This is a genomic window from Pseudomonas sp. S3(2024) (assembly GCF_036861315.1).
GTDB lineage: Bacteria > Pseudomonadota > Gammaproteobacteria > Pseudomonadales > Pseudomonadaceae > Aquipseudomonas > Aquipseudomonas putida_A.
Genome location: NZ_JAZAQQ010000008.1, coordinates 44,377 through 69,158, shown reverse-complemented (window position 1 = coordinate 69,158; position 24,782 = coordinate 44,377). Strand labels below are relative to the sequence as shown.

The window sequence follows — 24,782 nt, the reverse complement described above, 5'->3', positions numbered from 1 at the left end:
GAAAGACCCGTGACTATGGGGTCGTAGAAGGCGCGAAGATTAGCGATTCGGCAGTTTTTTAACAATCGGATACATCTTGAAATGCGGTAGGAATCACGCCCTCGGGTGGACGATGAGCCGAATAGGCGTCATATTCGGCTCACGAAATGAGCCGAATAGCGTTTCTATTCGGCTCACGCACTCAGGAATGGCATTTCATGGCAACTCACTGGATCTGGCAGCAGCCCGACTGGCCCGACTTCAACTGGCAGGCAGAGCGTCTCACTGCGCTGTTGCGCGAATGCGTTCAGGCGCAGGGACAATTGATGGGCATGGCGGGATCAGTGGGCAATTCATTGAGCGCTCAGACTGAACTGGACGCGTTGCTGCAAAACATCGTGACCTCCTCGGCCATCGAGGGGGAACCATTGAATGTTGAATCCGTGCGTTCTTCACTGGCACGACGCCTGGGGCTGGAATCGCCTGATGGCGACAACGTCAGCAAGCGCAGCGAAGGGCTCGCGCAACTGATGCTCGATGCCACTCAACGCTTTGCCGAACCGCTGACACTGCAACGATTGCTGGAATGGCATTCATGGCTGTTTCCAGAACAGGAGAGTGGTTTCCTTTCGCGTGCAATCAATGTCGGCGCATTACGCGGCGATGAGCCGATGCAGGTGGTTTCAGGGCTAATCGACCGTCCGACCGTGCACTTCGAGGCGCCACCGCGACAAGGCCTTGAGCGGCAACTCGACAGTTTTCTCAAGTGGTTCGACGCCAGTCGGCAACAGGCAGGCCTCGATCCATTCTTGCGAGCTGGCATCGCACATTTCTGGTTCGTCACCTTGCATCCGTTCGACGACGGCAATGGACGCCTGACTCGCACCCTTACCGATCTGGCACTGGCTCAGAGCGAAGCGCAGGCGATTCGTTTTTATGCGATGTCCGCCAGCATCCTCGATGATCGTGCGGGCTATTACCGGATTCTCGAATCCAGTCAGAAAGCCACGCTGGACATTACCGACTGGCTCACATGGTTCCTGCAAACCTTACTGCGCAGTCTGCAACAGGCCATTGCGCGGATTGAAAGTGTGTTGGGAAAATCACGCTTCTGGCAGGCGCACCGCGAATCCGGGCTGTCGGCGGAGCAGATCAAAGTGCTCAATCGTTTGCTCGACGGTGGTGAGCGCGGTTTCGAGCACGGTATCAGTGCAGCGCAATACCAGAGTGTGGCCAAGGTTTCCAAAGCCACGGCCACCCGACATCTGGCGGAACTGCTGGAAAAAGGCTGCCTGCAACGTCTTCCGGGCGGGGGGCGGAGCACTCGGTATCAGATTCAATATCCGGGTGACTCGACCGACTGACACCCTTGTCCGTCGGCCCACTCATTTGCCCATAAACCCCCTATCTGCTAGTGTCGCGCCGGTTTAACGTCAACCGGAAATCGCCGCCATGGCCCGCAAAAAAGCTGCACTGGATTTCGAACAGTCCCTCGCCGACCTGCAAACACTGGTCGAGCGTCTGGAGAACGGTGAATTGTCGCTGGAAGACTCGCTGACCGCTTTCGAGCAGGGCATCGGTCTGACCCGTGACTGCCAGGCAGCGCTGGCCCAGGCCGAGCAGAAGGTGCAAGTGCTGCTGGAGCGCGATGGCGAACTCGCCGAGGAACCCTTCGACGCGGAACAGCCAGAATGATTGCGGCGTATTCGGCGACCAGCCAGGCGCGAGTCAATGCAGCACTGGAAATCCTCTTCAAGGCACCGCTGCCGGAGCTGTCGCGCCTGTATGAGGCGATGCACTACAGCGTGATGATTGGCGGTAAGCGCGTGCGCCCGCTGCTGGCCTACGCCGCGTGCGAAGCGCTGGGCGGCAAGGCTGAACAAGCCAACGGCGCGGCCTGCGCAGTTGAGCTGATCCACGCTTATTCGCTGGTTCACGACGATTTGCCGGCGATGGACGACGACGATCTGCGTCGCGGCCAGCCCACCACCCACAAGAAATTCGACGAAGCCTGCGCGATTCTCGCCGGTGACGGCTTGCAGAGCCTGGCGTTCAGCGCCCTGCTCGACCCGCGCCTGAGCGATCTGGACGCTGACATCCGTCTGCAACTGGTCACGGCGCTGGCGCACGCGGCCGGCCCGGCAGGCATGGTCGGCGGTCAGGCCATCGACCTCGGCTCGGTCGGCCTGAAGCTGGATCAGCAAGCGCTGGAGCAAATGCACCGGCACAAGACCGGCGCGTTGATCGAAGTCAGCGTCAAGCTCGGCGCCCTGGCCAGCGGCCGTGCCGAGCAGGATCAACTCAAGGCCCTGCAGACTTATGCACAGGCCATCGGTCTGGCCTTCCAGGTGCAGGACGACATTCTCGACGTCGAAAGCGATACCGAAACCCTCGGTAAACGCCAGGGCGCCGACATCGCTCGCGACAAACCGACCTACCCGGCCCTGCTGGGACTGGACGCGGCCAAGGTCTACGCTCTGGAACTGCGCGATCAGGCCCTGCACGCGCTGCGACCGTTTGACGCGGCAGCCGAGCCTTTGCGCGACCTGGCCCGGTATATCGTCGAGCGGCGCAACTGAACGCCAACCTGCCAAAAAAGACCAACGCGTGGGCAGGGGGCGATGCATCAGGTAAACTGCCGCATCTTTTATACCTATAACGATTCGCCTGATGCCCACGACGTTTCATGAGATTCCCCGCAAGCGCCCGACCACGCCCCTGCTCGACCGCGCGAACACGCCGGACGGCCTGCGCCGGTTAGGCGAAGCCGAGCTGGAAACCCTGGCCGATGAGTTGCGCCTGGAATTGCTCTACACGGTCGGCCAGACCGGTGGGCATTTCGGTGCCGGCCTGGGCGTCATCGAGCTGACCATCGCGCTGCATTACGTCTTCGACACCCCGGATGACCGGCTGGTTTGGGACGTGGGTCATCAGGCGTATCCGCACAAGATCCTCACCGGTCGCCGCCAGCGCATGGAAACCCTGCGCCAGAAGGACGGCATCGCTGCCTTCCCGCGCCGCGCCGAGAGCGAGTACGACACTTTTGGCGTCGGCCACTCCAGCACCTCGATCAGCGCAGCGCTGGGCATGGCGATTGCCGCCCGCCTGCAAGACAGCGATCGCAAGGCGATTGCGGTGATCGGTGACGGCGCGCTGACCGCCGGCATGGCCTTCGAGGCGCTGAACCATGCGCCGGAAGTCAACGCCAACATGTTGGTGATCCTCAACGACAACGACATGTCGATCTCGCGCAACGTTGGCGGTTTGTCCAACTATCTGGCGAAGATCCTTTCCAGCCGCACTTACGCGAGCATGCGTGAAGGCAGCAAGAAAGTCCTGTCGCGCCTGCCCGGCGCCTGGGAAATCGCCCGTCGCACCGAAGAATACGCCAAGGGCATGCTGGTTCCCGGCACCCTGTTCGAAGAGCTGGGCTGGAACTACATCGGCCCGATCGATGGCCACGACCTGCCGACCCTGATCGCCACCCTGCGCAACATGCGCGATCTGAAAGGCCCGCAGTTCCTGCACATCGTCACCAAGAAAGGCAAAGGCTTCGCCCCGGCGGAAGTCGACCCGATCGGTTACCACGCGATCACCAAGCTCGAGCCGGTCGACGCCCCGGCTGCTGCGCCGAAAAAGGCCGGCGGGCCGAAGTATTCGGCGGTGTTCGGCGAATGGCTGTGCGACATGGCCGCGGCTGATCCGCGCCTGGTCGGGATTACCCCGGCGATGAAGGAAGGCTCGGACCTGGTGGCGTTCAGCGAACGCTTCCCGCTGCGCTACTTCGACGTGGCGATTGCCGAACAGCACGCCGTGACGTTCGCCGCCGGCATGGCCTGCGAAGGCGCCAAACCGGTGGTGGCGATCTACTCGACGTTCCTGCAACGCGGTTACGACCAGTTGGTGCATGACGTGGCGGTGCAGAACCTCGACGTGCTGTTCGCCATCGACCGCGCCGGTCTGGTGGGCGAAGACGGCCCGACCCACGCCGGCAGCTTCGACCTGTCGTACCTGCGCTGCATTCCGGGCATGGTCATCATGACCCCGAGCGATGAAAACGAATTGCGCAAGATGCTCACCACCGGCCACCTGTACAACGGCCCGGCGGCGGTGCGTTACCCGCGCGGCACCGGCCCGAACGCGACCATCGACAAGGATCTCGAGCCGATCGAAATCGGCAAGGGCATCGTCCGTCGTCAGGGCAGCAAAGTCGCCCTGCTGGTGTTCGGCGTGCAACTGACCGAAGCGCTGAAAGTCGCCGAGAAGCTGGATGCGACCGTGGTCGACATGCGCTTCGTCAAGCCGCTGGATGAAGCGTTGGTACGCGAGATTGCCGGCAGCCACGAGTTGCTGGTGACCATCGAGGAGAACGCGATCATGGGCGGCGCCGGTGGCGCGGTCAGCGAGTTCCTGGCGCGCGAGAACATCCTCAAGTCGATGCTGCACCTGGGCTTGCCGGACATTTACGTCGAGCACGCCAAACCGGCGCAGATGCTGGCCGAGTGCGGGCTGGATGAAGCGGGAATCGAAGCCTCGATTCGCGAGCGCCTGGAACTGCTCAACAAGTAACACGCAATACCCATGTGGGAGCGGGCTTGCTCGCGAAGGCGTCGGATCAGTCGATGATGAGTGGACTGATACACCGCCTTCGCGAGCAAGCCCGCTCCCACATTTGATTTGTGTACATCAGAAATACCCACGGGAACACCGATGAACCTCTCGCGCCTCGCCCTGCCCCTCCTCCTGCTGCCAGCCGCCAGCGCCCTCGCCGACACCTTCGAACGCGACGAAGCGCTGAAGCTGCCTGACACGCTGATCAGCGCCAACCGCCAGGTCGAAGCGCGCAACGACAGCAGCGCCGCCAACACCGTGTTCACCCGCGAAGACATCGACCGCCTGCAACCAGGCAGCGTCACCGACCTGCTGCAACGGGTGCCGGGCGTGCAGGTGGCGCAGGCCGGTGGGCGCGGCAGTCTGCCGGGGATCTACATTCGCGGCACCCAGTCGGCGCAGAGTCTGGTGCTGGTCGATGGCCAGCGCATCGGCAGTTCGACCTCCGGCGACAGCAACCTGCAGCACCTGAACATCGACCAGATCGAACGCGTGGAAGTGTTGCGCGGTTCGCGCTCGGTGATTTACGGCAGCGATGCGATTGGCGGGGTGATTCAGATCTTCACCCGGCGCGGCACCGAACAAGGCCTGCAGCCGCGCTTGCACGTCGGCTTCGGCAGCAACCAGACCTGGGAACGCAGCCTCGGCCTGTCCGGTGGCGATGACAAGACCCGTTTCAACCTGGGCGCCAGCCTCGATGACACCGCTGGCCTCGACCGCACTCACGAGTCGTACCCCAGCGACAGCGATCACGATGCCTACCGCAATAAATCCGTCAGCGTGAGTCTCAGCCATGCGCTGACCGATGACATCGAAGTCGGCGCCAACCTGCTGGATAACCGCGGTAAGAGCGAGTTCGACAGTCCGTTCGGCGCCTACCAACAGCAGCCATATAGCGACTTCAACGTCAGCAGTGTCAGCAGCTACGTCGATGCGCGGGTCAACGATATCTGGAAAACCCGCGTCGAATTCGGCCACAGCGAGAATCGCGAGAAAACCTTCGACAAGCTCAGCGACAAGCGCACGGTGTTCAACACTTATCGCGACTCGGTGAACTGGCAGAACGACCTGACCCTGGATGCGCGCAACAGCCTGATCCTCGGTGGCGACTGGTACGAGGACCGGGTCAATAGCAGCACCGCATTCAACGAAGACAGCCGCTGGAATCGCGCCGCGTTCATCCAGCATCGTTATCAGGCCGACAGCTTCTCCACGGAACTGGGTCTGCGCCACGACGACAACCAGCAGTTCGGCAGCCAGAACACCTGGAGCGGCACCTTCACCCTGCCGCTGAACCCGGACAACGATCTGTTGCTGAGCTACAGCGAAGGCTTCCGCGCGCCGACCTTCAACGACCTGTACTACCCGGATTTCAGCAACCCGGATCTGAAGCCGGAAACCTCGAAAAGCTATGAGCTGCAATGGCGCAGTCAGTTGAGCGATAGCAGTCGGCTGGAGGCATCGATTTACCGCACTGATCTGCAAGACGCGATCATCTTTGGCAGCAACTCGCGCCCGGAGAACGTGGCCTCGGCGCGGATCAATGGCTTTGAAGCGGCGTTGAAGCAGGAACTGTTCGGCTGGCAGAGCAGCCTCGGTGTGGCGTTTATCGACCCGCGTGATCGCGATAGCGGGCACACGTTGGCGCGTCGTGCGCGGCGCACGATGAGTTGGGATCTGGATCGACAGTTTGACCGGTTGGGCGTCGGCGCGAGCTGGCAATTGGTCAGCGGCAGTTACGACGATCTGAACAACACCCAGCCGTTGGGTGGCTACGGCACGCTTGGACTGCGCAGCAACTGGGCGCTGAATCGCGAGATCAAACTGGATCTGAAGGTCGATAACCTGCTGGACAAGGGTTACAGCCGTGCGCTGTACAGCTATGACGGCAGCCAGTATGGCTATCGCGAGGAAGGTCGGGCGTGGGTGTTTGGGGTGACCTGGACACCGGGGCTCTGATCCGGAATTGACGCTGTTTTGACTGACCTCTTCGCGAGCAAGCCCGCTCCCACAGGGGTAACGCATTCCAACTGTGGGAGCGGGCTTGCTCGCGAAGAATTCACCTCGGTCTCAGCGCTCAGGCGCAATCAAATGGCAGAGTTTGGCGGTGGCTTCGATCATCTGGCCGCTTGGGCGCTCCAGGCCTTTGTCGCTGATCAGCAGCAACTGACCATGTGCCACCGCACTTACCTGCGGCCAGGCCTTCCACGCATCGAGCTGGCCCTGATCACCGGCCAGTATCACCTGCGGATCGCGCTGCAGCACTGCTTCGATACTCACCTGCGGCGCCGGCAAACTCAGATCGGCAAACACATTGCGTGCGCCACAGACTTCGAGCGCATCGCTGATGATCTGCCCGCCACCGACGGTGTACAGCGGCTTGTCCCAGACTTGATAGAACACGGTCAGCGGCGTGTCCCGGCGATAGCGTTGGCGCAGGTCATCGAGCTTCTGGCGCAGGTCCGCCGCCAGTTTCGTCCCACGCTCAGGTCGCCCCAGTTGCGCGGCAATCGTCTCGATCTGTGCAGAAAGCTGTTCGAGATTGTGCGGCTCGGCGACGTAGGTCGGAATGTTCAGGCGTTTGAGCTGATCGCGTTGTGCCGGGCCGACACTGCCGGGCCACAGCAGCAGCAAATCGGGCTTCAAACTGAGCAGACGCTCCATGTCCAGCTGACCGTAGCGCCCCACTGACGGGACATCCTTGAGCGCCGCCGGACGCTCGCCGGCATCGAGCACGCCAACCAGCAGATCGGCCGAGCCCAGCTCAACAACGATTTCAGACAGAGAAGGCGCGAGACTGACCACTCGCAGACTCGCCAGCACCGGGCCGGCGCAGGCCAGCAGCAGAACCGCCAGCCACAGATGACGCATCAGCCGAGTTGACGCGGGATGCGATAGAGGTAGAACAGCACCGCCGTGGACAACGCCAGCAGCATCAGCGGTACGGCTTCAAGGCCGACGAACACCGCCAGCGCGCCGATCCATGCCGGCAATGCGGCCGCGAGAAATGCACTGCGACGCCGGGCCGCCAAGGCAATCCAGGCCGCCGGTTCGTCGGGGGTATCAAGGGCTTTTTGCGTGGCGATCAGCGCGTGCTTGTAGCGGCCGAAAAACTTCAGGCTGACAAACATCGAGGCCACGCCGGCAATGAACAACGGCATGGCCAGCACCGGCAGAATGCCTGCGCCCTGGCCGAACAGGCCATTGAGGACAAACAGCGGTACCAGCGCCAGCGCCAGGTATTTCCACCAGTCGACCGCCAAGCGGCGTCGCACCTGACCGCGGGTCACGCGCGGTCGACCTCGCCCTGATGCTCGTTACCCATCATGTGGTCGAGCTTGCTGGCCTTGGTCGCCAGGTACAGTTTGTTGTGCGGGTTGTGGCCGGTGTGCAGCGGCACGCGCTCGGCGACGACGATGCCCATGTCGGTCAGGGCTTTGACCTTGCGCGGGTTGTTGGTCATCAGACGCAGCGACTTCACGCCCAGATGCTCGAGCATCGGCAGGCACATGGCGTAGTCACGCTGATCGGCGGCAAAGCCCAGACGCTCGTTGGCTTCAACAGTGTCAGCGCCGCCGTCCTGCAACTCGTAGGCGCGGATCTTGTTCAGCAGACCGATGCCGCGACCTTCCTGACGCAGGTACAGCAGCACGCCACGGCCTTCACGGGCGATGGCCTTGAGCGCCGCTTCGAGTTGCGAGCCGCAGTCGCAGCGCTGGCTGAACAGCGCATCACCGGTCAGGCACTCGGAGTGCAACCGGCCGAGAACCGGGGCACCGTCGGCGAAATCACCCAGGCTCAGCACAACGTGCTCGCGGCCGGTAGCCTCATCGAGAAAACCGTGCATGGTGAATTGCGCAAAAGGCGTTGGCAGCTTGGAAGCGGCGACAAAAACGACAGGCACCGGTGTGCTCCTGATCTAAAAATTCTGAAAATTCGCAGGCCGGCATTGTAACAGCAGGTTCCTGCAGACGCTTAGGCTGAATTATCGGGCATAACGATCAAAAAGTTTGATAACACCCGGGCAGTACAAAACCCTGTGGGAGCGGGCTTGCTCGCGAAAGCGTCGTGTCAGTCGATCAATAGGCTGGCTGACACACCGCATTCGCGAGCAAGCCCGCTCCCACAGGGGGGACGGCCCTGTCATTTCGACTCGAATGGATACGGCTGCTTCCACTGTTCGAAAATTGGCTTCAGCTCGCCGCTCTTCACCAACTGCTCCATGCGTCGGTCGAACACTGCCATCAACGTGCGCGATTGCGGTGTGTTGGCGAAGCACAGGTACAGCGGCAGTTCGGCGATATGCGTCTTGCGAAACTGCGTCGGTTCCCTGGCCCGGCCAAGCACGTAATCGATTTCGGTCAAGGCATCGATGTAATAGTCGGCGCGGTTGTGGGTGAGCATCGAGAGGATCCCGGTACGTCGCACGACCTCGTTGAAGTTGCGCACGCCGGGTAGATAATTCTGATAGTCGTAACCGCGCACCCAGGCCAGCCGATATTGACCGAGGGTTTCCGGGGTCGGTGCTGGATTACTTGCCAGGCCCAGGGCGTAGATGTGGTCGGTGTCGAAATTCCAGCGCGGATAGAGCAGGTCGCTGAATTCTTCATGATAAGAACCGACACAAGCATCGACCTCGCCACGCTGGGCCAGCCCAACTGAACGAGTGTATGGTTCGCTGCGAATGTCGAGTTTCACCCCGGCCGGTTCGAACACCTTGCGCAGCACGTCCCAGCCCAGGCCGTGGCCGTCGGCGGCGGTGTAGTCTTCCCAGTCTTCGCTGGCCAGATGGATGACCGCAGGCGTCGGCACGGCTTCTTGGGCACCGGCGACGGTGCTCCAAAAGGTAAACATCACAAGCGCCAACCAGCGTCGAGCCATCCCTAGTTTCCTCACTTAACCCTGACGATCCGGATCAGGCGAAAATCCACACCAGTCCCTGCATTGCCAGCCAGGCGAATACGCCAGCCAGCACGTCGTCGAGCATGATGCCGACGCCGCCGTGGACATGCCGGTCGATCCAGCGAATCGGCCACGGCTTGAGAATGTCGAAGAAACGGAACACCAGAAAACCCGCGAGCAACCAGTACCAGCCCTCCGGCACCAGCCACAGGGTGATCCACATCCCGACCATTTCGTCCCAGACGATGCCTTCGTGGTCGTGGACCCGCAGATCGTCGGCGACCTTGCCGCACAGCCAGAAGCCGAACAGCATGGTGATCCCGAGCATCAGCCAGTAACCCCAGTCGGGCAACATCTGCCACAACGGGATAAAGGGTAGCGCAACTAACGAACCCCACGTGCCCGGCGCTTTCGGCAAGGTGCCGGAGCCGAAGCCGAACGCGAGGAAATGCCAGGGATTGCGCCAGACCGACGGCGGAACGAATTCGGCCGGAACCTGTTTCGGGTGATCTGTCACGGTGTCTCCTGAAAATGTTGATAACCCCGGATTTGCGGGGTGATGTCGTGTCCTTCGCGATCCAGCAACACCACACCCTGGCCCTGCGCCACACGCCCGATCACATGGATCGGCCAGCCATCGGCCAGCAGTGCCGGCAACTCGACGGACGGTAGCGTGAAGGCCAGCACATAGTCATCGCCGCCGCTCAACGCCGCCCGTTCGGCACCGCGCTGACCGAGAAACGCCACTAAAGCATCGGACAACGGTACGCGCTCACGTTCAACTTCGAGGCGAACCTGCGAGGCCAGGGCGATATGCCCACAGTCGGCGAGCAGGCCGTCGGAGATGTCGAGAGCGGCAGTGGCCTTGCCACGCAGCGCCTGACCAAGAGCCAGTTGCGGCTGGGGCGACCAGTAATGATCGAGCAACGGCTGGGCGATATCCGTTGCGGCTTCACGCTGGCCAAGCACCAGCGGCAAGGCACCGGCGGCATTGCCCAGCTCGCCGCCGACGCAGAGCAGATCGCCCGGTTGTGCGCCGCTGCGGGTCAAGGCCTGCCCGGCCGGCACCCGACCGAACACCGTGACCGTCAGGCTCAACGGCCCGCGCGTGGTGTCGCCGCCAACCAGCGCGATGCTGCAGCTCTGCGCCATGCGGTTCAAACCGTGGGCATAGGCTTGCAGCCAATCGGCAGTCACCATCGGCACAGTCAGGGCAAGGGTAAAGGCAACGGGCGTGGCGCCCATGGCGGCCAGATCGCTGACCGCGACGGCCAGCGAGCGCTGACCGAGCAGAAACGGATCGCAGGGATCGGCGAAATGCACGCCGGCCACCAGCGTATCGGTGGAAATCGCCAGCTGTTCCCCGGAGGAAACCGCGAGCAAGGCGCAGTCGTCGCCGATCCCCAAGGCAACGCCCTCGCCGCCCTGCGCACAAGGCGCGGCGGCGAAGAAATTGCGGATCAGCTCAAACTCGCCCATGAGGTCTCAAGCGCGTATCAGCGCTTGAACGCCTTCACTTCAGCTTCACGCAGGCGCGGAGCCAGCTTGTCGAGTACGCCGTTGACGAACTTGTGGCCGTCGGTCGAACCGAAGACTTTCGCCAGCTCGATACCTTCGTTGATCACCACGCGGTATGGCACGTCGACGCGCTTGAGCAGTTCCCAGGTAGACAGGCGCAGAACCGCCAGTTCAACCGGGTCCAGCTCTTCGATTTCGATGTCCAGGCACGGCTTGAGCGCGGTGTCGATTTCGGTGCGGCTCGCCGGAACCCCGTGGAGGATTTCGCGGAAATACGCGCCGTCGACATCGGTGAAATCGTTATCAACGCGGAACTGCGCTTCGATCTCGTTCAGCGAAGCCTTGGCCATATGCCACTGATACAGGGCCTGGGTCGCGAGCTGACGGGCTTCGCGACGCTTGACGCTCTTCGATGGCTTGCCGGCATCCGCAGGTTTCGGATCGCGCGGGTTGAAACGATCGCTATCGTCGCTAATCACTTGGCCTCCAACTGCGCCAGCAGGCTGACCATTTCCAGAGCGGACAGGGCAGCTTCAGCACCTTTGTTGCCGGCCTTGGTGCCGGAACGTTCGATGGCTTGCTCGATGGAATCAACGGTCAGGACGCCGAACGCGACCGGTACGCCGAACTCCATGGACACCTGGGCCAGACCCTTGGTGCACTCGCCTGCCACGTATTCGAAGTGTGGAGTGCCGCCACGAATGACCGCGCCGAGGGCGATGATGGCTGCGAACTCGCCTTTCTGGGCGACTTTCTGCGCAACCAGCGGGATTTCGAAGGCGCCAGGCGCGCGGATGATGGTGATGTCGCTTTCGCTCACGCCGTGGCGAACCAGGGCATCAACTGCACCGCTGACCAGGCTTTCAACCACGAAGCTGTTGAAACGGCCCACTACCAGAGCGTAGCGGCCTTTAGGGGCGATGAAGGTACCTTCGATGGTCTTCAGGGTCATTCGTCAGATCTCTTAAAGAGCCGGGACGCGTTTCGTACGCATCCCTCAGTGATATTAGCTGTGGCGAGGGGATTTATCCCCGATGGACTGCGTAGCAGTCCCAAAACTGGGGCCGCTGCGCAGCCCATCGGGGATGAATCCCCTCACCACAAGAATCCATGTCAACAATGCCGGAAACAACCGGGTCATTATTCGGAGGGCACGTATTCTACAACTTCCAGATCGAAACCGGATATCGCATTAAATTTCATTGGCGCAGACATCAGGCGCATTTTGCGTACGCCGAGGTCACGCAGGATCTGCGAACCGGCGCCGACAATGCTGTAGGTGGTCGGTTTTTTCACCGCTGCCTGCTCACCGGTTTCGCGGATATGCGCCAGCAGCACGTCGCCGTCCAGCGGGTGGCCGAGCAACAGCACCACACCGCTGCCGGCCTCGGCCACCGCAGCCATCGCGGCGCGCAGGCTCCAGCGGCCCGGTTGCTTGACCATCAGCAGGTCGCGCAGCGGGTCCATGTTGTGCACGCGAACCAGGGTCGGCTCTTCGGCGCAAACGGTGCCCAGCGTCAGGGCCATGTGCACATCGCCTTCCACCGAATCACGATAGGTCACCAGGTTGAATTGGCCCAGTTCGCTGTCCAGCGGCTGCTCGGCAATCCGCTGAACGGTACGTTCGTGGATCATCCGGTAGTGAATCAGGTCGGCGATGGTGCCGATCTTGATGTTGTGTTCGGCGGCGAACGCTTCCAGCTCAGCGCGACGGGACATGGTGCCGTCGTCGTTCATCACTTCGCAGATCACGCCGCTTGGCTCGAAACCGGCCATACGCGCCAGGTCGCAGGCGGCTTCAGTATGACCAGCGCGCGCCAGGGTGCCGCCGGCCTGGGCCATCAGAGGGAAGATGTGGCCCGGGCTGACGATGTCTTCAGCCTTGGCGTCTTTTGCCGCCGCCGCTTGCACGGTGCGCGCACGGTCGGCGGCGGAGATACCGGTGGTGACGCCTTCGGCGGCTTCGATCGATACGGTGAACTTGGTGCCGAAACCGGAACCGTTGCGTGGCGCCATCAGTGGCAGCTTCAACAGCTCGCAACGCTCGCGGCTCATCGGCATGCAGATCAGGCCACGGGCGTGCTTGGCCATGAAGTTGATGTGCTCGGCCTTGCAGCATTCGGCGGCCATGATCAGGTCGCCTTCGTTCTCGCGGTCTTCGTCATCCATGAGGATGACCATCTTGCCTTGGCGGATGTCTTCAACCAGTTCTTCGATGCTATTGAGCGCCACAAGGCACCCCCTTCAGTCAGGATTTGAGATAGCCGTTGGCGGCCAGAAAGCTTTCAGTGATCGTGCCGCCAGCGCTTGGCTCAGCAGCCTTGTCGCCGAGGAGCAGACGCTCCAGGTAGCGCGCCAGCAAATCGACTTCCAGGTTCACCCGGCGGCCCGGCTTGTAGGAAGCCATGATGGTTTCGCTCAAGGTGTGCGGAATGATCGTCAGCATGAATTCGGCGCCATCGACCGCGTTCACGGTCAGGCTGGTGCCGTCGACGGTGATCGAGCCTTTATGGGCGATGTACTTGGCCAGTTCTTTCGGCGCGCGGATGCGAAATTCCACCGCACGAGCGTTGTCGCTGCGCGACACCACTTCGCCGACACCGTCGACGTGACCGCTGACCAGATGCCCGCCGAGACGGGTGGTCGGGGTCAGGGCTTTTTCCAGATTGACCGGGCTGCCGCTTTTCAGGTCATTCATGGCGGTGCAGTCGAGGGTTTCGCGGCTGACGTCGGCGGCAAAACCGTTGCCCGGCAGTTCAACCGCCGTCAGGCACACGCCGTTGACCGCGATGCTGTCGCCGAGTTTGACGTCGCTCAGGTCGAGCTTGCCGGTTTCGACATGCACCCGCACATCACCGCCCTTGGGGGTCAGTGCACGGATACTGCCGATGGATTCGATGATGCCGGTAAACATGGGGTTCTCCTTGAGAACGAAGCCAGCGCTAAGGCGATGGCCGGGAATTATACGCTCGCCGAAACGACTGGCGTCGCAGTGACTCGCCAGTCATCGCCAACCGCGCGGATTTCAGTGATTTTCAGCTCGGGAGCGTCCTTCATATAGGCCAGCGGCCAGTCCAGCAACGGTCGCGCCGTGGAGCCGAGGAACTTGCCGGCAATGAAGATCACGAACTCGTCGACCAGACCAAGCTGCGCGAACGCGCCGGCCAAGCGTGGGCCAGCCTCGACCAGCACTTCGTTGACGCCACGGTTGGCCAGCTCGATGAGCAGTTGATGCAGATCGACCTGACCGTCATCACCCGGCACGATCAGGCACTCCGGGCCATTGGCGTATTGCTCTTCGACCGCCATGCAGGTGGCGACCAGCGCCGGGCCGGCCTTGAAGAACGGCGCATCCAACGGCACCCGCAGGCGCCCGTCGATCAGCACCCGCAGCGGCGGACGGCTGATGGCCAGTGCGGTTTGCTCGGCATCCAGACCCAGTTCGTCGGCGCGTACGGTCAGGCGTGCGCCGTCGGCCAGTACGGTGTCGGCGCCGGTCAACACCACGGCCGCCTGCGCGCGCAAACGCTGCACGGCGGAACGCGCGGCCGGGCCGGTGATCCACTGGCTCTCGCCACTTTCCATCGCCGTGCGCCCGTCGAGACTCATCGCCAACTTGACCCGCACGAACGGCAAGCCATGTTCCATGCGCTTCAGGAAACCTTGATTGAGCTGGCGCGCCTCGACTTCCAGCACGCCGCTTTCGGTGGCGATCCCGGCATCGCTCAGACGCTGCAAGCCACGCCCGGCGACCTGTGGGTTCGGATCGCGCATCGCGGCGACCACCCGAGCAACCCCGGCAGTCACCAACGCATCGGCGCACGGCGGTGTGCGGCCATGGTGGCTGCACGGCTCAAGGGTCACGTAAGCCGTGGCGCCCCGGGCCAGTTCACCGGCAGCGCGCAGGGCGTGGACCTCGGCGTGGGGTTCGCCGGCGCGCTCGTGAAAGCCTTCGCCGACAATCTGCCCGTCACGCACGATCACGCAGCCAACCCGTGGATTGGGATGGGTGGTGTAGTGGCCCTTGCGCGCCAGCTCCAGCGCGCGTGCCATGAAGTGGGCGTCGAGGATCGCCTGCTCGGCGGCGCTGGTCATTCTTTCACCGGTTCGCGGGCGAGGCGGTCGATCTCTTCGCGGAACTCGTTGAGGTCCTGAAAGCGCCGGTATACCGAAGCGAAACGGATGTAGGCCACTTCATCGAGCTTTTGCAGCTCGGCCATCACCAGTTCGCCGACCACGAGGGATTTGACCTCGCGCTCGCCGGTGGCGCGCAGCTTGTGCTTGATGTGAACCAGAGAGGATTCGAGGCGCTCAACGCTCACCGGACGTTTCTCCAGCGCGCGTTGCATGCCGGCGCGGAGTTTTTCTTCGTCGAACGGTTGGCGGCTGCCGTCGGTTTTGATCAGGCGCGGCAACACCAGTTCGGCCGTCTCGAATGTCGTGAAACGTTCGCCGCAGGCCAGGCATTCACGCCGGCGGCGCACCTGTTCGCCCTCGGCGACCAGACGCGAGTCGATGACCTTGGTGTCGTTGGCACCGCAGAAGGGACAGTGCATGGTGGCTGGCAACAAAAAAAGGGAGGGCCATGGTAGCGCATCCCGGTGGCAAGACAAGCCATAGGGTTTGCGGTATACAGACTGCCATGATCGTTTGATCCACGGATTTCATTTTCTGGAGCTGCCAATGTCGCTACGACCGCTCGTTTTGCTCAGTCTTTTCGCCCTGCTGGTGGCTTGCGGCAGCGACAAGCCCAAGCCGCAACCGCCAACACCGGGACCTGCACCACAACAGGCGCAGAAAAAAGCCCGCGAGGCCGCTGATCTTGGTCCGCTGCCGGCCTATCAACGGGAACTGAGCGGCACCCTGCAAGGCGTGCCGGCCGGGGCCGAAGTCGAACTGGCGCTGCTGGTGATCGATGAAAAGTCGCGCCCGCAACAACTGCTCGCCAGTTCCAGCCTGATCGGCAACAACCAGATCCTGCCGTTTCGCCTGCGTTTCAATCCGGAAGCCTTCCCGGCCGGCGCACGGGTTGAGCTGCGCGGGCGAGCCACGCAGTCGGGTCAGTTGATCCTGCACCTGCCGTCGCAAACCATCACCCAGCCGACCACTCAGGCGCTTGGCCAGCTGCAATTTGTCAAAGCACCATGACCGTACCGCTCGACCTGCAACAGGCGCTGGGTGAATTGCTCGGTGATGCGCGGCTCAAGGCCTGCGCATTACCGGATACCGATCTGCAGCTGTGGCTGATCGACGGTGACAACATGCACCGCGAGTTCAGCCCGGATGAAACCCGGCGCATTCTCCACGAACCGCCCTATTGGAGCTTCTGCTGGGCCAGCGGTCTGGCGGTGGCGCGCTATCTGGCCGAGTTCCCGGAATGGGTGCGCGGCAAGCGGGTGCTGGATTTCGGCGCCGGTTCCGGGATCGCCGCGATTGCTGCGGTGAAGGCCGGGGCGTTGGAGGTGGTTGCCTGTGATCTGGATCCGCTGGCAATTGCCGCGTGCCGGGCCAACGCTGAACTCAATGATGTGCAGATGAGTTATTCGACGGACTTCTTTGCCGAGGCTGATCGCTTTGATCTGATTCTGGTGGCGGATGTGCTCTACGACCGCGAGAACCTGCCGCTGCTCGACGCGTTTCTCAGCCGTGGCCGCGAGGCGTTGGTCGCGGATTCGCGGGTTCGGGATTTTCGCCATCCGCTGTATGAGCGTATTGAAATGCTTGAGGCGATGACACTACCGGATCTGGCGGAGCCAGAAGAATTTCGGCATGTGAGCCTGTACCACGCGCGTCGCTAGTTAAAAGCTTCGCGAGCAAGCCCGCTCCCACAGGGGTAACGCATTCCAAATGTGGGAGCGGGCTTGCTCGCGAAAGCGTCCTGCCGGGCGACACAACTCTAAAACCTGTCCCGCTTCCGGCCACACCCCGCCAAGCCGTATAGTTGCCCCATCCACGCTTTTACGAGATCCCCCATGAGTCAGCAAACGCCGTACATCTTCGACGCCACGACTGCCGATTTCGACCAGTCGGTGATCGAAGCTTCCTTCAACAAGCCGGTGCTGGTGGATTTCTGGGCCGAGTGGTGTGCGCCGTGCAAGGCGTTGATGCCGATGCTGCAAGGCATTGCCGAGAGCTATCAGGGCGAACTGCTGCTGGCCAAGGTCAACTGCGACATCGAGCAGGACATCGTCGCCCGCTTCGGTATCCGCAGCCTGCCGACCGTGGTGCTGTTCAAGGACGGTCAGCCGGTCGACGGTTTTGCCGGTGCGCAACCGGAATCCGCGGTGCGCGCCCTGCTCGAACCGCATGTGCAGATGCCGCCGCCGGCCGCCGCCGATCCGTTCGAACAGGCTCAGGCGCTGTTCGATGAAGGGCGCTTCGCCGATGCCGAAGCGGCGCTGGTGGTGATGCTTACCGAAGACAACAGCAACGCCAAGGCGCTGATCCTCTATGCCCGCTGTCTGACCGAGCGCGGCGAACTGGGCGAAGCGCAAACCGTGCTCGACGCAGTCAAGAGCGATGAACACAAGGCTGCACTGGCCGGGGCCAAGGCGCAGATCAAGTTCCTGGGACTTGCCCGTGATCTGCCGGATGCTGCCGACCTCAAGGCGCGTCTGGCCAAAGATCCGCAGGACGACGAAGCGGTGTATCAACTGGCGATCCAGCAACTGGCGCGTCAGCAATACGAGGCGGCGCTGGAGGCGTTGCTCAAGCTGTTCATCCGTAACCGTAGCTACGGCGAAGGGTTGCCGCACAAGACGTTGCTGCAGGTGTTCGAACTGCTGGGCAACGATCATCCGCTGGTGACCGCTTACCGGCGCAAGGTCTTCGCTGCGCTGTACTAAGCGCTCACTCGACCCAGCTGTAGAGCGGCGTATCGCCGCCGCTCGCCACTTTCACCTGTGAACTGTGGCGCAAGCGCACCAGCAGGCGTTTGCCTGCGGCCGCGCTGCCGGTCAATCCCTCAAGCTGCTCCAGCAGATCTGGCCCGCTGAGTTGCCCGGCCTTGCGCAACAGATCCTGCGCGACCTGCCACAACGCATCGTCCTGGTTCAGTGGCTTCACTGCCGGCGTGCTCAATGCCGCTTCAGGCTGATCGCCCTGCGGCTGCGCGCCAAGGGCTGCGCCGAGCTTCGCCCAATCGCTGTCATCCAGCTCCACCGTCAAATCCACCGGCGTCGCGCCAACGGTTCCGCGTATCCGCAACATCTGCTTCGCTCCTGCACATTTCTGACCTGCATGCTCCCACGGGACTTGTGCAACGCCAAGCGCACGGGCAAACTCTGCGAACTTTCGTTATAAGATTACATAACAAACTCTTCACTTTACTTTCCGGAGACCGCCATGCGTCGTCTGCTGCTCGCTTTGCCGTTTGCCCTGTTGCCGCTGGCCATCGCCCATGCCGCCGATGAGCACGATCATGACCATGAGCACGGCAGCCTCGGCGCCCACGAACATGGTGTCGGCCGACTGAACGCCGCACTCGACGGCCAGACCCTGGAACTGGAACTGGAAAGCCCGGCGATGAACCTGGTGGGCTTCGAACACGCCGCCGCCACCGACGCCGACAAAGCCAAAGTCGTGGCCGCGCGCACCAAACTGGAAAACCCGCTGGCGCTGTTCAGCCTGCCAGCCGCCGCCGGTTGCAAGGTCACCAGCCAGGAACTGGAAAGCCCGCTGTTCGGCGACAAACCGGCTGCCGACGAGCATGACGATGATGACCACGACGAAGATGCCAAGGGTGGTGAAGCGCATCACCACGATCACAGCGAAATCCACGCACACTACCAATTCAGTTGCGCTGCACCAGGTGCCTTGAAGACGCTGGATCTGGCGAACGTCTTCAATACCTTCCCGGCCACTCAGAAAATTCAGGTACAACTGATCGGCCCGAGCGGCCAGCAGGGTACGGAAGTGACCGCCAAGGCGGCGTCCCTGAATTTCTGATCACACCGAAAATCCCCTGTGAGAGCGGGCTTGCTCGCGAATGCGGTGTGTCAGTCAACATAGATTTGGCTGATCCACCGCGTTCGCGAGCAAGCCCGCTCCCACAGGGTTATGTGTTCACTCCATGAAATTGGTGCCATGACCCAAGCACTCATCGAACTGTCCGACCTGGGCTTCAACTGGCCCGGTCACCCGCCGCTGCTGGACATCCCGACGTTTCGCCTGGAACCGGGCGAAACACTGTTCCTCAAAGGCCCCAGCGGCAGTGGCAAGACCACCCTGCTCGGCCTGCTCGGTGGCGTGCAGAAACCCGGGCGCGGCAGCATTCGACTGCTCGGCCAGGAGCTGACCGAACTCGGTGCCGGCGCCCGCGACCGCTTTCGCGTCGATCACACCGGCTACATCTTCCAGCAGTTCAACCTGCTGCCGTTTCTTTCGGTACGCGAGAACGTCGAGTTGCCGTGCCACTTCTCCAGATTGCGTGCCGAGCGGGCGAAACAGCGTCACGGCAGCGTCGATCAGGCCGCCGCCACCCTGCTCGCCCACTTGGGCCTGAAAGATGAAAGCATCCTCGGTCGTCGCGCCGATTCGCTGTCGATCGGTCAACAGCAAAGGGTCGCCGCCGCTCGTGCCTTGATCGGCCAACCGGAACTGGTGATCGCCGACGAACCGACCTCGGCGCTGGATTACGACGCCCGGGAAAACTTCATTCGCCTGCTGTTCGCCGAATGCCGCGAAGCCGGATCGAGCCTGTTGTTCGTCAGCCACGACCAGAGCCTGGCGCCGCTGTTCGACCGTCACCTGTCCCTGGCCGAGCTCAATCGCGCCGCCACGTCTGCCGAGGTCTGAGATGTATCTGTTTCGTCTGGCCATGGCCAGTCTGGCCAACCGCCGCTTTACCGCCCTGCTCACCGCGTTCGCCATTGCTCTGTCGGTGTGCCTGTTACTTGCCGTCGAGCGCGTGCGCACCGAGGCCAAGGCCAGTTTCGCCAGCACCATCAGCGGCACCGACCTGATCGTCGGCGCCCGTTCAGGTTCGGTGAACCTGCTGCTGTATTCGGTGTTCCGCATCGGCAACGCCACCAACAACATCCGCTGGGACAGCTTCGAACACTTCGCCAGCAACCCGAAAGTGAAATGGGCAATCCCGATGTCCCTCGGCGATTCACATCGCGGCTACCGGGTGATGGGCACCACTGAAGCGTATTTCGAGCATTACCAGTACGGCCGCCAGCAGCACCTGGAACTGGCCGACGGCCGCGCCTTCGCCACCGATCCGTTCGAAGTGGTGCTCGGCGCCGAAGTGGCCGAGGCGCTGCATTACAAGCTCGGCGACCAACTGGTGCTGGCCCACGGCGTGGCGGCGATCAGTCTGGTCAAACACGACGACAAACCGTTCACCGTGGTCGGCATTCTCAAGCGCACCGGCACGCCGGTAGATCGCACGTTGCACATCAGCCTCGGCGGCATGGAGGCGATTCACATCGACTGGCACAACGGCGTGCCGGCCCGGGGCAACGGCCGGATCACCGCAGATCAGGCACGCAACATGGACCTGACGCCACAGGCGATCACTGCGTTCATGCTTGGCCTCAACAGCAAGATTTCCACCTTCGCCCTGCAACGCGAGATCAACGAATACCGCGGTGAGCCGATGTTGGCGATCCTGCCGGGCGTGGCCTTGCAGGAGTTGTGGAGCCTGATGAGTACTGCGGAAAAAGCCTTGTTCGTGGTCTCGCTGTTCGTGGTGCTGACCGGGTTGATCGGCATGCTCACGGCGATTCTCACCAGCCTCAACGAGCGTCGCCGCGAGATGGCGATTCTGCGTTCGGTCGGTGCCCGGCCGTGGCACATCGCGAGTCTGCTGGTGCTGGAGGCCTTCGCCCTGGCGCTGACCGGCGTAATCGCCGGACTGGCCTTGCTGTACATCGGCATCGCCGCCGCGCAGGGTTATGTGCAGGCCAATTACGGTTTGTATCTGCCACTGGCGTGGCCGAGCGAGTATGAATGGACGCTGCTCGGTGGCATTCTGGCGGCCGCGCTGCTGATGGGCAGCGTGCCGGCCTGGCGCGCGTATCGCCAATCCCTGGCCGATGGCCTGTCGATCCGTTTATGAGGATGTTCACCATGCCCCGCGCCGTGCTTGCGCTGCTGTTGCTGGTTGCCCTGCCTGTGTGGGCAGCGGCGCCGAAAGACCTGACCTGGTCGGAGATGATCCCGCCGGACGCCGCGCCGGAAGTGCCGAACATGACGCCGTTGCACGACATGTCGAAAATGAGTGATGCGCTGTCCGCCGAGTCGGCGCCAGCCGCCAAGCAGGACATGCCCAACGCGCCGGTGGTGCAGAGTCTCGACGGGCAGAACATCCGCCTGCCGGGTTACATCGTGCCGCTGGAAGTCAACGAAGAGGGCCGCACCACCGACTTCCTGCTGGTGCCGTACTTCGGCGCCTGCATCCACGTGCCGCCACCGCCGTCTAACCAGATCGTGCATGTGAAAAGCGAGCTGGGCGTGAAGCTCGACGAGCTGTATCAGCCGTACTGGGTCGAGGGACCGTTGCAGGTCAAGGCGTCCACCAGCGAACTGGCCGATGCCGGGTATCAGATGGCGGCGGACAAGATTTATGTGTATGAACTGCCGGAGTGAATCCCGGTAGTTTTTGTATTGTTTGATCCGTCCTCTTCGCGAGCAAGCCCGCTCCCACAGGTGCCCGCGTTCCAAAGTGGGAGCGGGCTTGCTCGCGAAGGGACCGGCCAAGGTTCCACAAAAAACCGCGGCATCACTGTTTCATTGAGCTGAGTCAAAAGACCGTATCAGTTGGCTTCATACCATAGGACATCAGAAGCTTTTAACGTCCTTTTGGAGCCCCCATGAACAAGTCCTTGCTCAGCGCCTCGCTGTTTGCCCTCGCGCTCGCAGCCCCGCTCGCCCACGCCCACGAAGCCGGTGACATCATCGTTCGCGCCGGTGCGATCACCGTCAACCCGAAGGCCGACAGCTCCAATGTCAAGGTCGATCAGGGTCCGTTGAGCGGCACCAACCTGGGCGGCAAGGCGACCATGAGCAGCGACACCCAACTGGGTCTGAACTTCGCTTACATGCTGACCAACAACATCGGGATCGAGTTGCTGGCGGCCTCGCCGTTCGAGCATGACGTTAAAATCAAAGGCACCGCGCTGCCAGCTGCCAACGGCAAACTCGGCACCCTGAAACACCTGCCGCCCACCCTCAGCGTCGTGTACTACCCGCTGGATGCGAAATCGCCATTCCAGCCGTACATCGGTGGCGGCATCAACTACACCTGGATCTACGACGAGCACGTCGGCAGCGAAGCCCAGTCCAACGGCTTCAGCAACTTCAAGGCGAAAAACTCCTGGGGCCTGGCCTGGCAGGTCGGCGCCGACTACATGCTGACCGACAACATCATGCTCAACGCCCAGGTGCGCTACATCGACATCGATACTCGAGCCACCGTCGAGAACAACGCCGTGGCGCCGGGCACCCGTGCCAAGGTGAATGTCGATGTCGATCCGTTTGTGTACATGGTGGGTCTGGGCTACAAGTTCTAAGGCAGATTCAACCAGGAACGTTCACGTGGTGGTGAATGAGGCTTTGGGTGAGCAGGCTTAGAACTGACGACGATCACTTCGTGATCGATCGGGGATAAATCCCCTCGCCACAGGATTAGCGACAAATTCCGGCCGTGAAAAAGGCGCCTGTAAAAAGGCGCCTTTTTCATGTCTGCGATAAACCTACCTGCCGAGCAACCGCGCCAGCCCCACGCGCATCGGCGTCGGCTCCGGCAGCTTGAAGCGTTGCAGCAAACGCGCGTTGTTCGCCCGCGAATGGCGGATGTCGCCGGAGCGTGCCGGGCCGTAGCTGATCGGCGGCAGCTCGCCGACCACTTCCTGCAGCGCTTGCAGCATCTGCTTGAGGTTCATTGCCTGATTCCAGCCGACGTTCATCGCGCCCACTTCCACTTCAGGCTTGTCGATCGCCTGCACCAGCACATCGACCAGATCCTCGACATAGAGGAAATCACGGGTCTGCTCGCCATCGCCGAACACCGTGATCGGCAGGCCTTTCTGTGCCCGCTCGCTGAAGATGCTGATGACCCCGGAGTACGGCGAAGAGGGATCCTGGCGCGGGCCGAAGATGTTGAAGAAGCGGAAGATCACCGGCTCCAGACCATGCTGACGACGGTAGAAATCGAAGTAGTGCTCGCCGGCCAGTTTGTCCGAGGCATATGGCGTCAGCGGGGCTTTTGGCGTGTCTTCGTCGATCGACTCGCCTTCACCGTTGTTGCCGTACACCGCTGCGCTCGAGGCGTAGAGCACGCGCTTGACCCCGGCCTGGCGCATGGCTTCGCAGACATTCAGGGTGCCGATGAAATTGCTCTGGTGCGTCTTCACCGGATCGTCCACCGACGCCTGCACCGAAGCGACTGCCGCCAAATGCGCAACGGCGCTGCAGCCTTGCATGGCCTGCGCGACCAGCGCGGCATCGGCGACGTCACCGACGATCAGTTCGACCTTCGGGTTGTCCAGCGGCAGGTTGCTGCGTTTGCCGGTCGACAGATCATCGAGAATCCGCACCGAGTGGCCGGTGGCGAGCAACGCATCCGTCAGGTGCGAGCCGATGAAACCGGCGCCGCCGGTGATTAAAACAGGGCCTTCAGCCATGACGATAAAACCTATCCAGTAAAGCCGGGAGTGCGGCGCGCCAGGCGCGGGGCTTGATCCCGAAAGTGTGCAGAATTTTCTTGCAGGCGAGTACCGCGTGTTGCGGTTCCTCGGCGGCGTCCGGCCGCGCGGCATGGGCCTGAGCGGTCGGCGCTTCGATTGCCAACTGATGCAGGCCGCGCGCCTCGGTCAGAATCGCCTGACCGAGCGCCAGCGGCGTGGTCGCTTCGTGGCCGGCGTAATGGTAAGTGCCCCACAGCGGCGCTGCGCAATCGAGTTGCTTGAGCACCGAAATGATCACCCGTGCGGCGTCATCGACCGGAGTCGGATTGCCCCGGCGGTCATCGGCCATGAGCAATTCGTCCGGTTGTTCGGCGCGGGCGAGGAAGCGCCCGAGGGTGCCTTCAGGGCTGTCATCGAGCAGCCAGCCGAAGCGCAGCAACACGTGTTGCGGGCAAGTGGCGCGAACACTTTGCTCGATGCGCCACAGCGCCTGACCGCGCAGGCCCAACGGCACCGGCTCGTCTTTTTCGCTGTAGGCGGTCGCCCGCGAACCGTCGAACACCCGATAGCTGGAAGGCTGCACGAGGATGATGTTGTGGTGCTGGCACAGCTCGGCCAGCCGCTCGATGGCGCGTTCCTGCCCGGCCAGACGGCTTTCGCTGACGGTCTCGGCCTGGAACCAGTCGAAATAGTAGGCGAGGTTGATCAACGCATCCGGACGGGTATCGTCGAGCAGTTGCGTCAGGCTCGCGGCATCCCAGCCGTCTTCTGGCGGGCGGGGGGCGAGGAAACCGATGTCTTCTTCCGCACCGAGGCGAATCAGCGCCTGCCCAAGGGCATTTCCGCCGCCCAGTAACATAAGGCGCATTCGCATAGAGTCAGCAGGCCCAGTCTGATTGGAACGATGGCTTTAGCGACGGTGCTGGTGACACCCGTCGTCGATAATGCCGGAATCGTTGCATTTTGCGGGTTTAGTGCGCAACCGTCACCCGTAAAGTGTAGATCGCCGGGAATTGTGCCGAATCAACTGGCCCCATCGCGAGCAGGCTCACTCCTACAGTTGACCGCATTCCCCTGTAGGAGTGAGCCTGCTCGCGATGAAGCCTGTCAGCCACTGGAGATCCCCAGCGGTACTTGCAT

28 protein-coding genes are annotated in these 24,782 nt (G+C 62.3%); 13 read left to right on the top strand and 15 right to left on the bottom strand.

The window, feature by feature from the left end:
• Positions 1–197 precede the first annotated feature (197 nt).
• The 5 genes from VLA07_RS20185 (at position 198) to VLA07_RS20165 (ending at position 6,549) form a co-directional block, all read left to right on the top strand.
• Complete coding sequence (locus tag VLA07_RS20185) at positions 198–1,343, top strand: Fic family protein (protein WP_333990902.1); 1,146 nt, start codon at positions 198–200, stop codon at positions 1,341–1,343.
• Positions 1,344–1,431: 88 nt separating this feature from the next.
• Positions 1,432–1,674, top strand: coding sequence for an exodeoxyribonuclease VII small subunit (locus VLA07_RS20180; RefSeq protein ID WP_003228627.1), 243 nt, complete (start codon positions 1,432–1,434; stop codon positions 1,672–1,674).
• The gene (gene ispA, locus VLA07_RS20175; RefSeq protein WP_333990898.1) at positions 1,671–2,558 is read left to right on the top strand and encodes a (2E,6E)-farnesyl diphosphate synthase; all 888 of its coding nucleotides are present in this window, start codon (positions 1,671–1,673) and stop codon (positions 2,556–2,558) included. The genes VLA07_RS20180 and ispA overlap by 4 nt, the downstream gene beginning before the upstream one ends.
• Positions 2,559–2,649: 91 nt before the next feature.
• Positions 2,650–4,548 (top strand): 1-deoxy-D-xylulose-5-phosphate synthase, encoded by a 1,899-nt coding sequence (dxs, locus tag VLA07_RS20170; RefSeq protein WP_333990897.1) that lies wholly within the window; start codon positions 2,650–2,652, stop codon positions 4,546–4,548.
• A gap of 141 nt (positions 4,549–4,689) precedes the next feature.
• Positions 4,690–6,549, top strand: a complete 1,860-nt coding sequence (locus tag VLA07_RS20165; protein ID WP_333990896.1) for a TonB-dependent receptor domain-containing protein — start codon at positions 4,690–4,692, stop codon at positions 6,547–6,549.
• A 111-nt stretch (positions 6,550–6,660) separates the two neighbouring features.
• Here the strand turns inward: VLA07_RS20165 and VLA07_RS20160 are convergent, their stop codons facing one another.
• The 12 genes from VLA07_RS20160 to nrdR form a co-directional block, all read right to left on the bottom strand.
• The gene (locus tag VLA07_RS20160) at positions 6,661–7,461 is read right to left on the bottom strand and encodes a cobalamin-binding protein (protein WP_333990895.1); all 801 of its coding nucleotides are present in this window, start codon (positions 7,459–7,461) and stop codon (positions 6,661–6,663) included.
• Positions 7,461–7,880: an MFS transporter gene (locus VLA07_RS20155; protein WP_115986863.1), complete on the bottom strand. Its 420-nt coding sequence runs from the start codon at positions 7,878–7,880 to the stop codon at positions 7,461–7,463. Before VLA07_RS20155 ends, VLA07_RS20160 begins: the two co-directional genes overlap by 1 nt.
• Positions 7,877–8,494, bottom strand: a complete 618-nt coding sequence (gene ribA, locus VLA07_RS20150) for a GTP cyclohydrolase II (RefSeq protein ID WP_027612931.1) — start codon at positions 8,492–8,494, stop codon at positions 7,877–7,879. Before ribA ends, VLA07_RS20155 begins: the two co-directional genes overlap by 4 nt.
• Before the next feature lie 239 nt (positions 8,495–8,733).
• On the bottom strand, positions 8,734–9,471 hold the full coding sequence (locus VLA07_RS20145) for a substrate-binding periplasmic protein (RefSeq protein ID WP_333990892.1): 738 nt from the start codon (positions 9,469–9,471) through the stop codon (positions 8,734–8,736).
• A 34-nt stretch (positions 9,472–9,505) separates the two neighbouring features.
• A complete protein-coding gene (locus VLA07_RS20140) occupies positions 9,506–10,009 on the bottom strand; it encodes a phosphatidylglycerophosphatase A family protein (RefSeq protein ID WP_007910933.1) in 504 nt (167 codons plus the stop codon).
• Positions 10,006–10,971 (bottom strand): thiamine-phosphate kinase, encoded by a 966-nt coding sequence (gene thiL, locus VLA07_RS20135; protein ID WP_333990889.1) that lies wholly within the window; start codon positions 10,969–10,971, stop codon positions 10,006–10,008. Before thiL ends, VLA07_RS20140 begins: the two co-directional genes overlap by 4 nt.
• Positions 10,972–10,988: 17 nt before the next feature.
• Positions 10,989–11,489, bottom strand: coding sequence for a transcription antitermination factor NusB (gene nusB, locus VLA07_RS20130; protein WP_003228643.1), 501 nt, complete (start codon positions 11,487–11,489; stop codon positions 10,989–10,991).
• On the bottom strand, positions 11,486–11,962 hold the full coding sequence (ribH, locus tag VLA07_RS20125) for a 6,7-dimethyl-8-ribityllumazine synthase (protein ID WP_003228649.1): 477 nt from the start codon (positions 11,960–11,962) through the stop codon (positions 11,486–11,488). The genes nusB and ribH overlap by 4 nt, the downstream gene beginning before the upstream one ends.
• Positions 11,963–12,150: 188 nt before the next feature.
• The gene (ribBA, locus tag VLA07_RS20120) at positions 12,151–13,242 is read right to left on the bottom strand and encodes a bifunctional 3,4-dihydroxy-2-butanone-4-phosphate synthase/GTP cyclohydrolase II (RefSeq protein WP_003228650.1); all 1,092 of its coding nucleotides are present in this window, start codon (positions 13,240–13,242) and stop codon (positions 12,151–12,153) included.
• Positions 13,243–13,258: 16 nt separating this feature from the next.
• Positions 13,259–13,924 (bottom strand): riboflavin synthase, encoded by a 666-nt coding sequence (locus tag VLA07_RS20115; protein WP_333990873.1) that lies wholly within the window; start codon positions 13,922–13,924, stop codon positions 13,259–13,261.
• Between the two features lie 47 nt (positions 13,925–13,971).
• Complete coding sequence (gene ribD / locus VLA07_RS20110; RefSeq protein ID WP_333990872.1) at positions 13,972–15,105, bottom strand: bifunctional diaminohydroxyphosphoribosylaminopyrimidine deaminase/5-amino-6-(5-phosphoribosylamino)uracil reductase RibD; 1,134 nt, start codon at positions 15,103–15,105, stop codon at positions 13,972–13,974.
• Entirely contained in the window at positions 15,102–15,566 is a 465-nt protein-coding gene (nrdR, locus tag VLA07_RS20105) for a transcriptional regulator NrdR (RefSeq protein WP_003228656.1), read from the bottom strand. The genes ribD and nrdR overlap by 4 nt, the downstream gene beginning before the upstream one ends.
• Before the next feature lie 127 nt (positions 15,567–15,693).
• Here nrdR and VLA07_RS20100 point away from each other — a divergent pair, with 127 nt between their 5' ends.
• The 3 genes from VLA07_RS20100 to trxA all read left to right on the top strand — a co-directional run bounded on the left by VLA07_RS20100 (position 15,694) and on the right by trxA (position 17,855).
• Positions 15,694–16,158, top strand: coding sequence for a YbaY family lipoprotein (locus VLA07_RS20100; protein WP_027612936.1), 465 nt, complete (start codon positions 15,694–15,696; stop codon positions 16,156–16,158).
• Positions 16,155–16,808: a class I SAM-dependent methyltransferase gene (locus VLA07_RS20095; protein ID WP_333990864.1), complete on the top strand. Its 654-nt coding sequence runs from the start codon at positions 16,155–16,157 to the stop codon at positions 16,806–16,808. Before VLA07_RS20100 ends, VLA07_RS20095 begins: the two co-directional genes overlap by 4 nt.
• Before the next feature lie 174 nt (positions 16,809–16,982).
• Positions 16,983–17,855, top strand: a complete 873-nt coding sequence (gene trxA, locus VLA07_RS20090) for a thioredoxin (RefSeq protein WP_096796332.1) — start codon at positions 16,983–16,985, stop codon at positions 17,853–17,855.
• A 4-nt stretch (positions 17,856–17,859) separates the two neighbouring features.
• On the opposite strand, the gene VLA07_RS20085 is transcribed toward trxA, so the two are convergent.
• Positions 17,860–18,219, bottom strand: a complete 360-nt coding sequence (locus VLA07_RS20085) for a hypothetical protein (RefSeq protein ID WP_096796333.1) — start codon at positions 18,217–18,219, stop codon at positions 17,860–17,862.
• 135 nt (positions 18,220–18,354) lie between these two features.
• Between VLA07_RS20085 and VLA07_RS20080 the strand changes: the two genes are divergently transcribed.
• The 5 genes from VLA07_RS20080 to VLA07_RS20060 all read left to right on the top strand — a co-directional run bounded on the left by VLA07_RS20080 (position 18,355) and on the right by VLA07_RS20060 (position 22,526).
• Positions 18,355–18,957 carry a DUF2796 domain-containing protein gene (locus VLA07_RS20080; RefSeq protein ID WP_333990860.1) on the top strand — a complete coding sequence of 201 codons (603 nt, stop codon included), beginning with the start codon at positions 18,355–18,357 and terminating at the stop codon, positions 18,955–18,957.
• Between the two features lie 138 nt (positions 18,958–19,095).
• Positions 19,096–19,806, top strand: a complete 711-nt coding sequence (locus tag VLA07_RS20075; RefSeq protein WP_131671521.1) for an ABC transporter ATP-binding protein — start codon at positions 19,096–19,098, stop codon at positions 19,804–19,806.
• 1 nt (position 19,807) lies between these two features.
• Positions 19,808–21,073 (top strand): ABC transporter permease, encoded by a 1,266-nt coding sequence (locus VLA07_RS20070; RefSeq protein ID WP_064589441.1) that lies wholly within the window; start codon positions 19,808–19,810, stop codon positions 21,071–21,073.
• Between the two features lie 11 nt (positions 21,074–21,084).
• Positions 21,085–21,603 carry a DUF3299 domain-containing protein gene (locus tag VLA07_RS20065; protein ID WP_003228673.1) on the top strand — a complete coding sequence of 173 codons (519 nt, stop codon included), beginning with the start codon at positions 21,085–21,087 and terminating at the stop codon, positions 21,601–21,603.
• Between the two features lie 224 nt (positions 21,604–21,827).
• Positions 21,828–22,526, top strand: coding sequence for an OmpW/AlkL family protein (locus VLA07_RS20060; protein WP_027612943.1), 699 nt, complete (start codon positions 21,828–21,830; stop codon positions 22,524–22,526).
• Positions 22,527–22,709: 183 nt separating this feature from the next.
• Here VLA07_RS20060 and VLA07_RS20055 read toward each other — a convergent pair whose 3' ends face one another.
• On the bottom strand, positions 22,710–23,639 hold the full coding sequence (locus tag VLA07_RS20055) for an NAD-dependent epimerase/dehydratase family protein (RefSeq protein ID WP_333990849.1): 930 nt from the start codon (positions 23,637–23,639) through the stop codon (positions 22,710–22,712).
• Complete coding sequence (locus VLA07_RS20050) at positions 23,632–24,516, bottom strand: sugar nucleotide-binding protein (RefSeq protein WP_247268923.1); 885 nt, start codon at positions 24,514–24,516, stop codon at positions 23,632–23,634. The genes VLA07_RS20055 and VLA07_RS20050 overlap by 8 nt, the downstream gene beginning before the upstream one ends.
• Positions 24,517–24,782 lie beyond the last annotated feature (266 nt).

Coding starts and splice junctions, on each gene's coding strand:
- thiL (WP_333990889.1), bottom strand. CDS start 10,971: ATGGGCGAGTTTGAGCTGATCCGCAATTTCTTCGCCGCCGCGCCTTGT.
- VLA07_RS20160 (WP_333990895.1), bottom strand. CDS start 7,461: ATGCGTCATCTGTGGCTGGCGGTTCTGCTGCTGGCCTGCGCCGGCCCG.
- ribH (WP_003228649.1), bottom strand. CDS start 11,962: ATGACCCTGAAGACCATCGAAGGTACCTTCATCGCCCCTAAAGGCCGC.
- dxs (WP_333990897.1), top strand. CDS start 2,650: ATGCCCACGACGTTTCATGAGATTCCCCGCAAGCGCCCGACCACGCCC.
- VLA07_RS20100 (WP_027612936.1), top strand. CDS start 15,694: ATGTCGCTACGACCGCTCGTTTTGCTCAGTCTTTTCGCCCTGCTGGTG.
- VLA07_RS20185 (WP_333990902.1), top strand. CDS start 198: ATGGCAACTCACTGGATCTGGCAGCAGCCCGACTGGCCCGACTTCAAC.
- VLA07_RS20095 (WP_333990864.1), top strand. CDS start 16,155: ATGACCGTACCGCTCGACCTGCAACAGGCGCTGGGTGAATTGCTCGGT.
- VLA07_RS20055 (WP_333990849.1), bottom strand. CDS start 23,639: ATGGCTGAAGGCCCTGTTTTAATCACCGGCGGCGCCGGTTTCATCGGC.
- nrdR (WP_003228656.1), bottom strand. CDS start 15,566: ATGCACTGTCCCTTCTGCGGTGCCAACGACACCAAGGTCATCGACTCG.
- trxA (WP_096796332.1), top strand. CDS start 16,983: ATGAGTCAGCAAACGCCGTACATCTTCGACGCCACGACTGCCGATTTC.
- VLA07_RS20115 (WP_333990873.1), bottom strand. CDS start 13,924: ATGTTTACCGGCATCATCGAATCCATCGGCAGTATCCGTGCACTGACC.
- VLA07_RS20065 (WP_003228673.1), top strand. CDS start 21,085: ATGCCCCGCGCCGTGCTTGCGCTGCTGTTGCTGGTTGCCCTGCCTGTG.
- ribD (WP_333990872.1), bottom strand. CDS start 15,105: ATGACCAGCGCCGCCGAGCAGGCGATCCTCGACGCCCACTTCATGGCA.
- VLA07_RS20050 (WP_247268923.1), bottom strand. CDS start 24,516: ATGCGAATGCGCCTTATGTTACTGGGCGGCGGAAATGCCCTTGGGCAG.
- VLA07_RS20145 (WP_333990892.1), bottom strand. CDS start 9,471: ATGGCTCGACGCTGGTTGGCGCTTGTGATGTTTACCTTTTGGAGCACC.
- VLA07_RS20060 (WP_027612943.1), top strand. CDS start 21,828: ATGAACAAGTCCTTGCTCAGCGCCTCGCTGTTTGCCCTCGCGCTCGCA.
- VLA07_RS20080 (WP_333990860.1), top strand. CDS start 18,355: ATGCGTCGTCTGCTGCTCGCTTTGCCGTTTGCCCTGTTGCCGCTGGCC.
- VLA07_RS20165 (WP_333990896.1), top strand. CDS start 4,690: ATGAACCTCTCGCGCCTCGCCCTGCCCCTCCTCCTGCTGCCAGCCGCC.
- VLA07_RS20085 (WP_096796333.1), bottom strand. CDS start 18,219: ATGTTGCGGATACGCGGAACCGTTGGCGCGACGCCGGTGGATTTGACG.
- VLA07_RS20070 (WP_064589441.1), top strand. CDS start 19,808: ATGTATCTGTTTCGTCTGGCCATGGCCAGTCTGGCCAACCGCCGCTTT.
- VLA07_RS20075 (WP_131671521.1), top strand. CDS start 19,096: ATGACCCAAGCACTCATCGAACTGTCCGACCTGGGCTTCAACTGGCCC.
- ispA (WP_333990898.1), top strand. CDS start 1,671: ATGATTGCGGCGTATTCGGCGACCAGCCAGGCGCGAGTCAATGCAGCA.
- VLA07_RS20180 (WP_003228627.1), top strand. CDS start 1,432: ATGGCCCGCAAAAAAGCTGCACTGGATTTCGAACAGTCCCTCGCCGAC.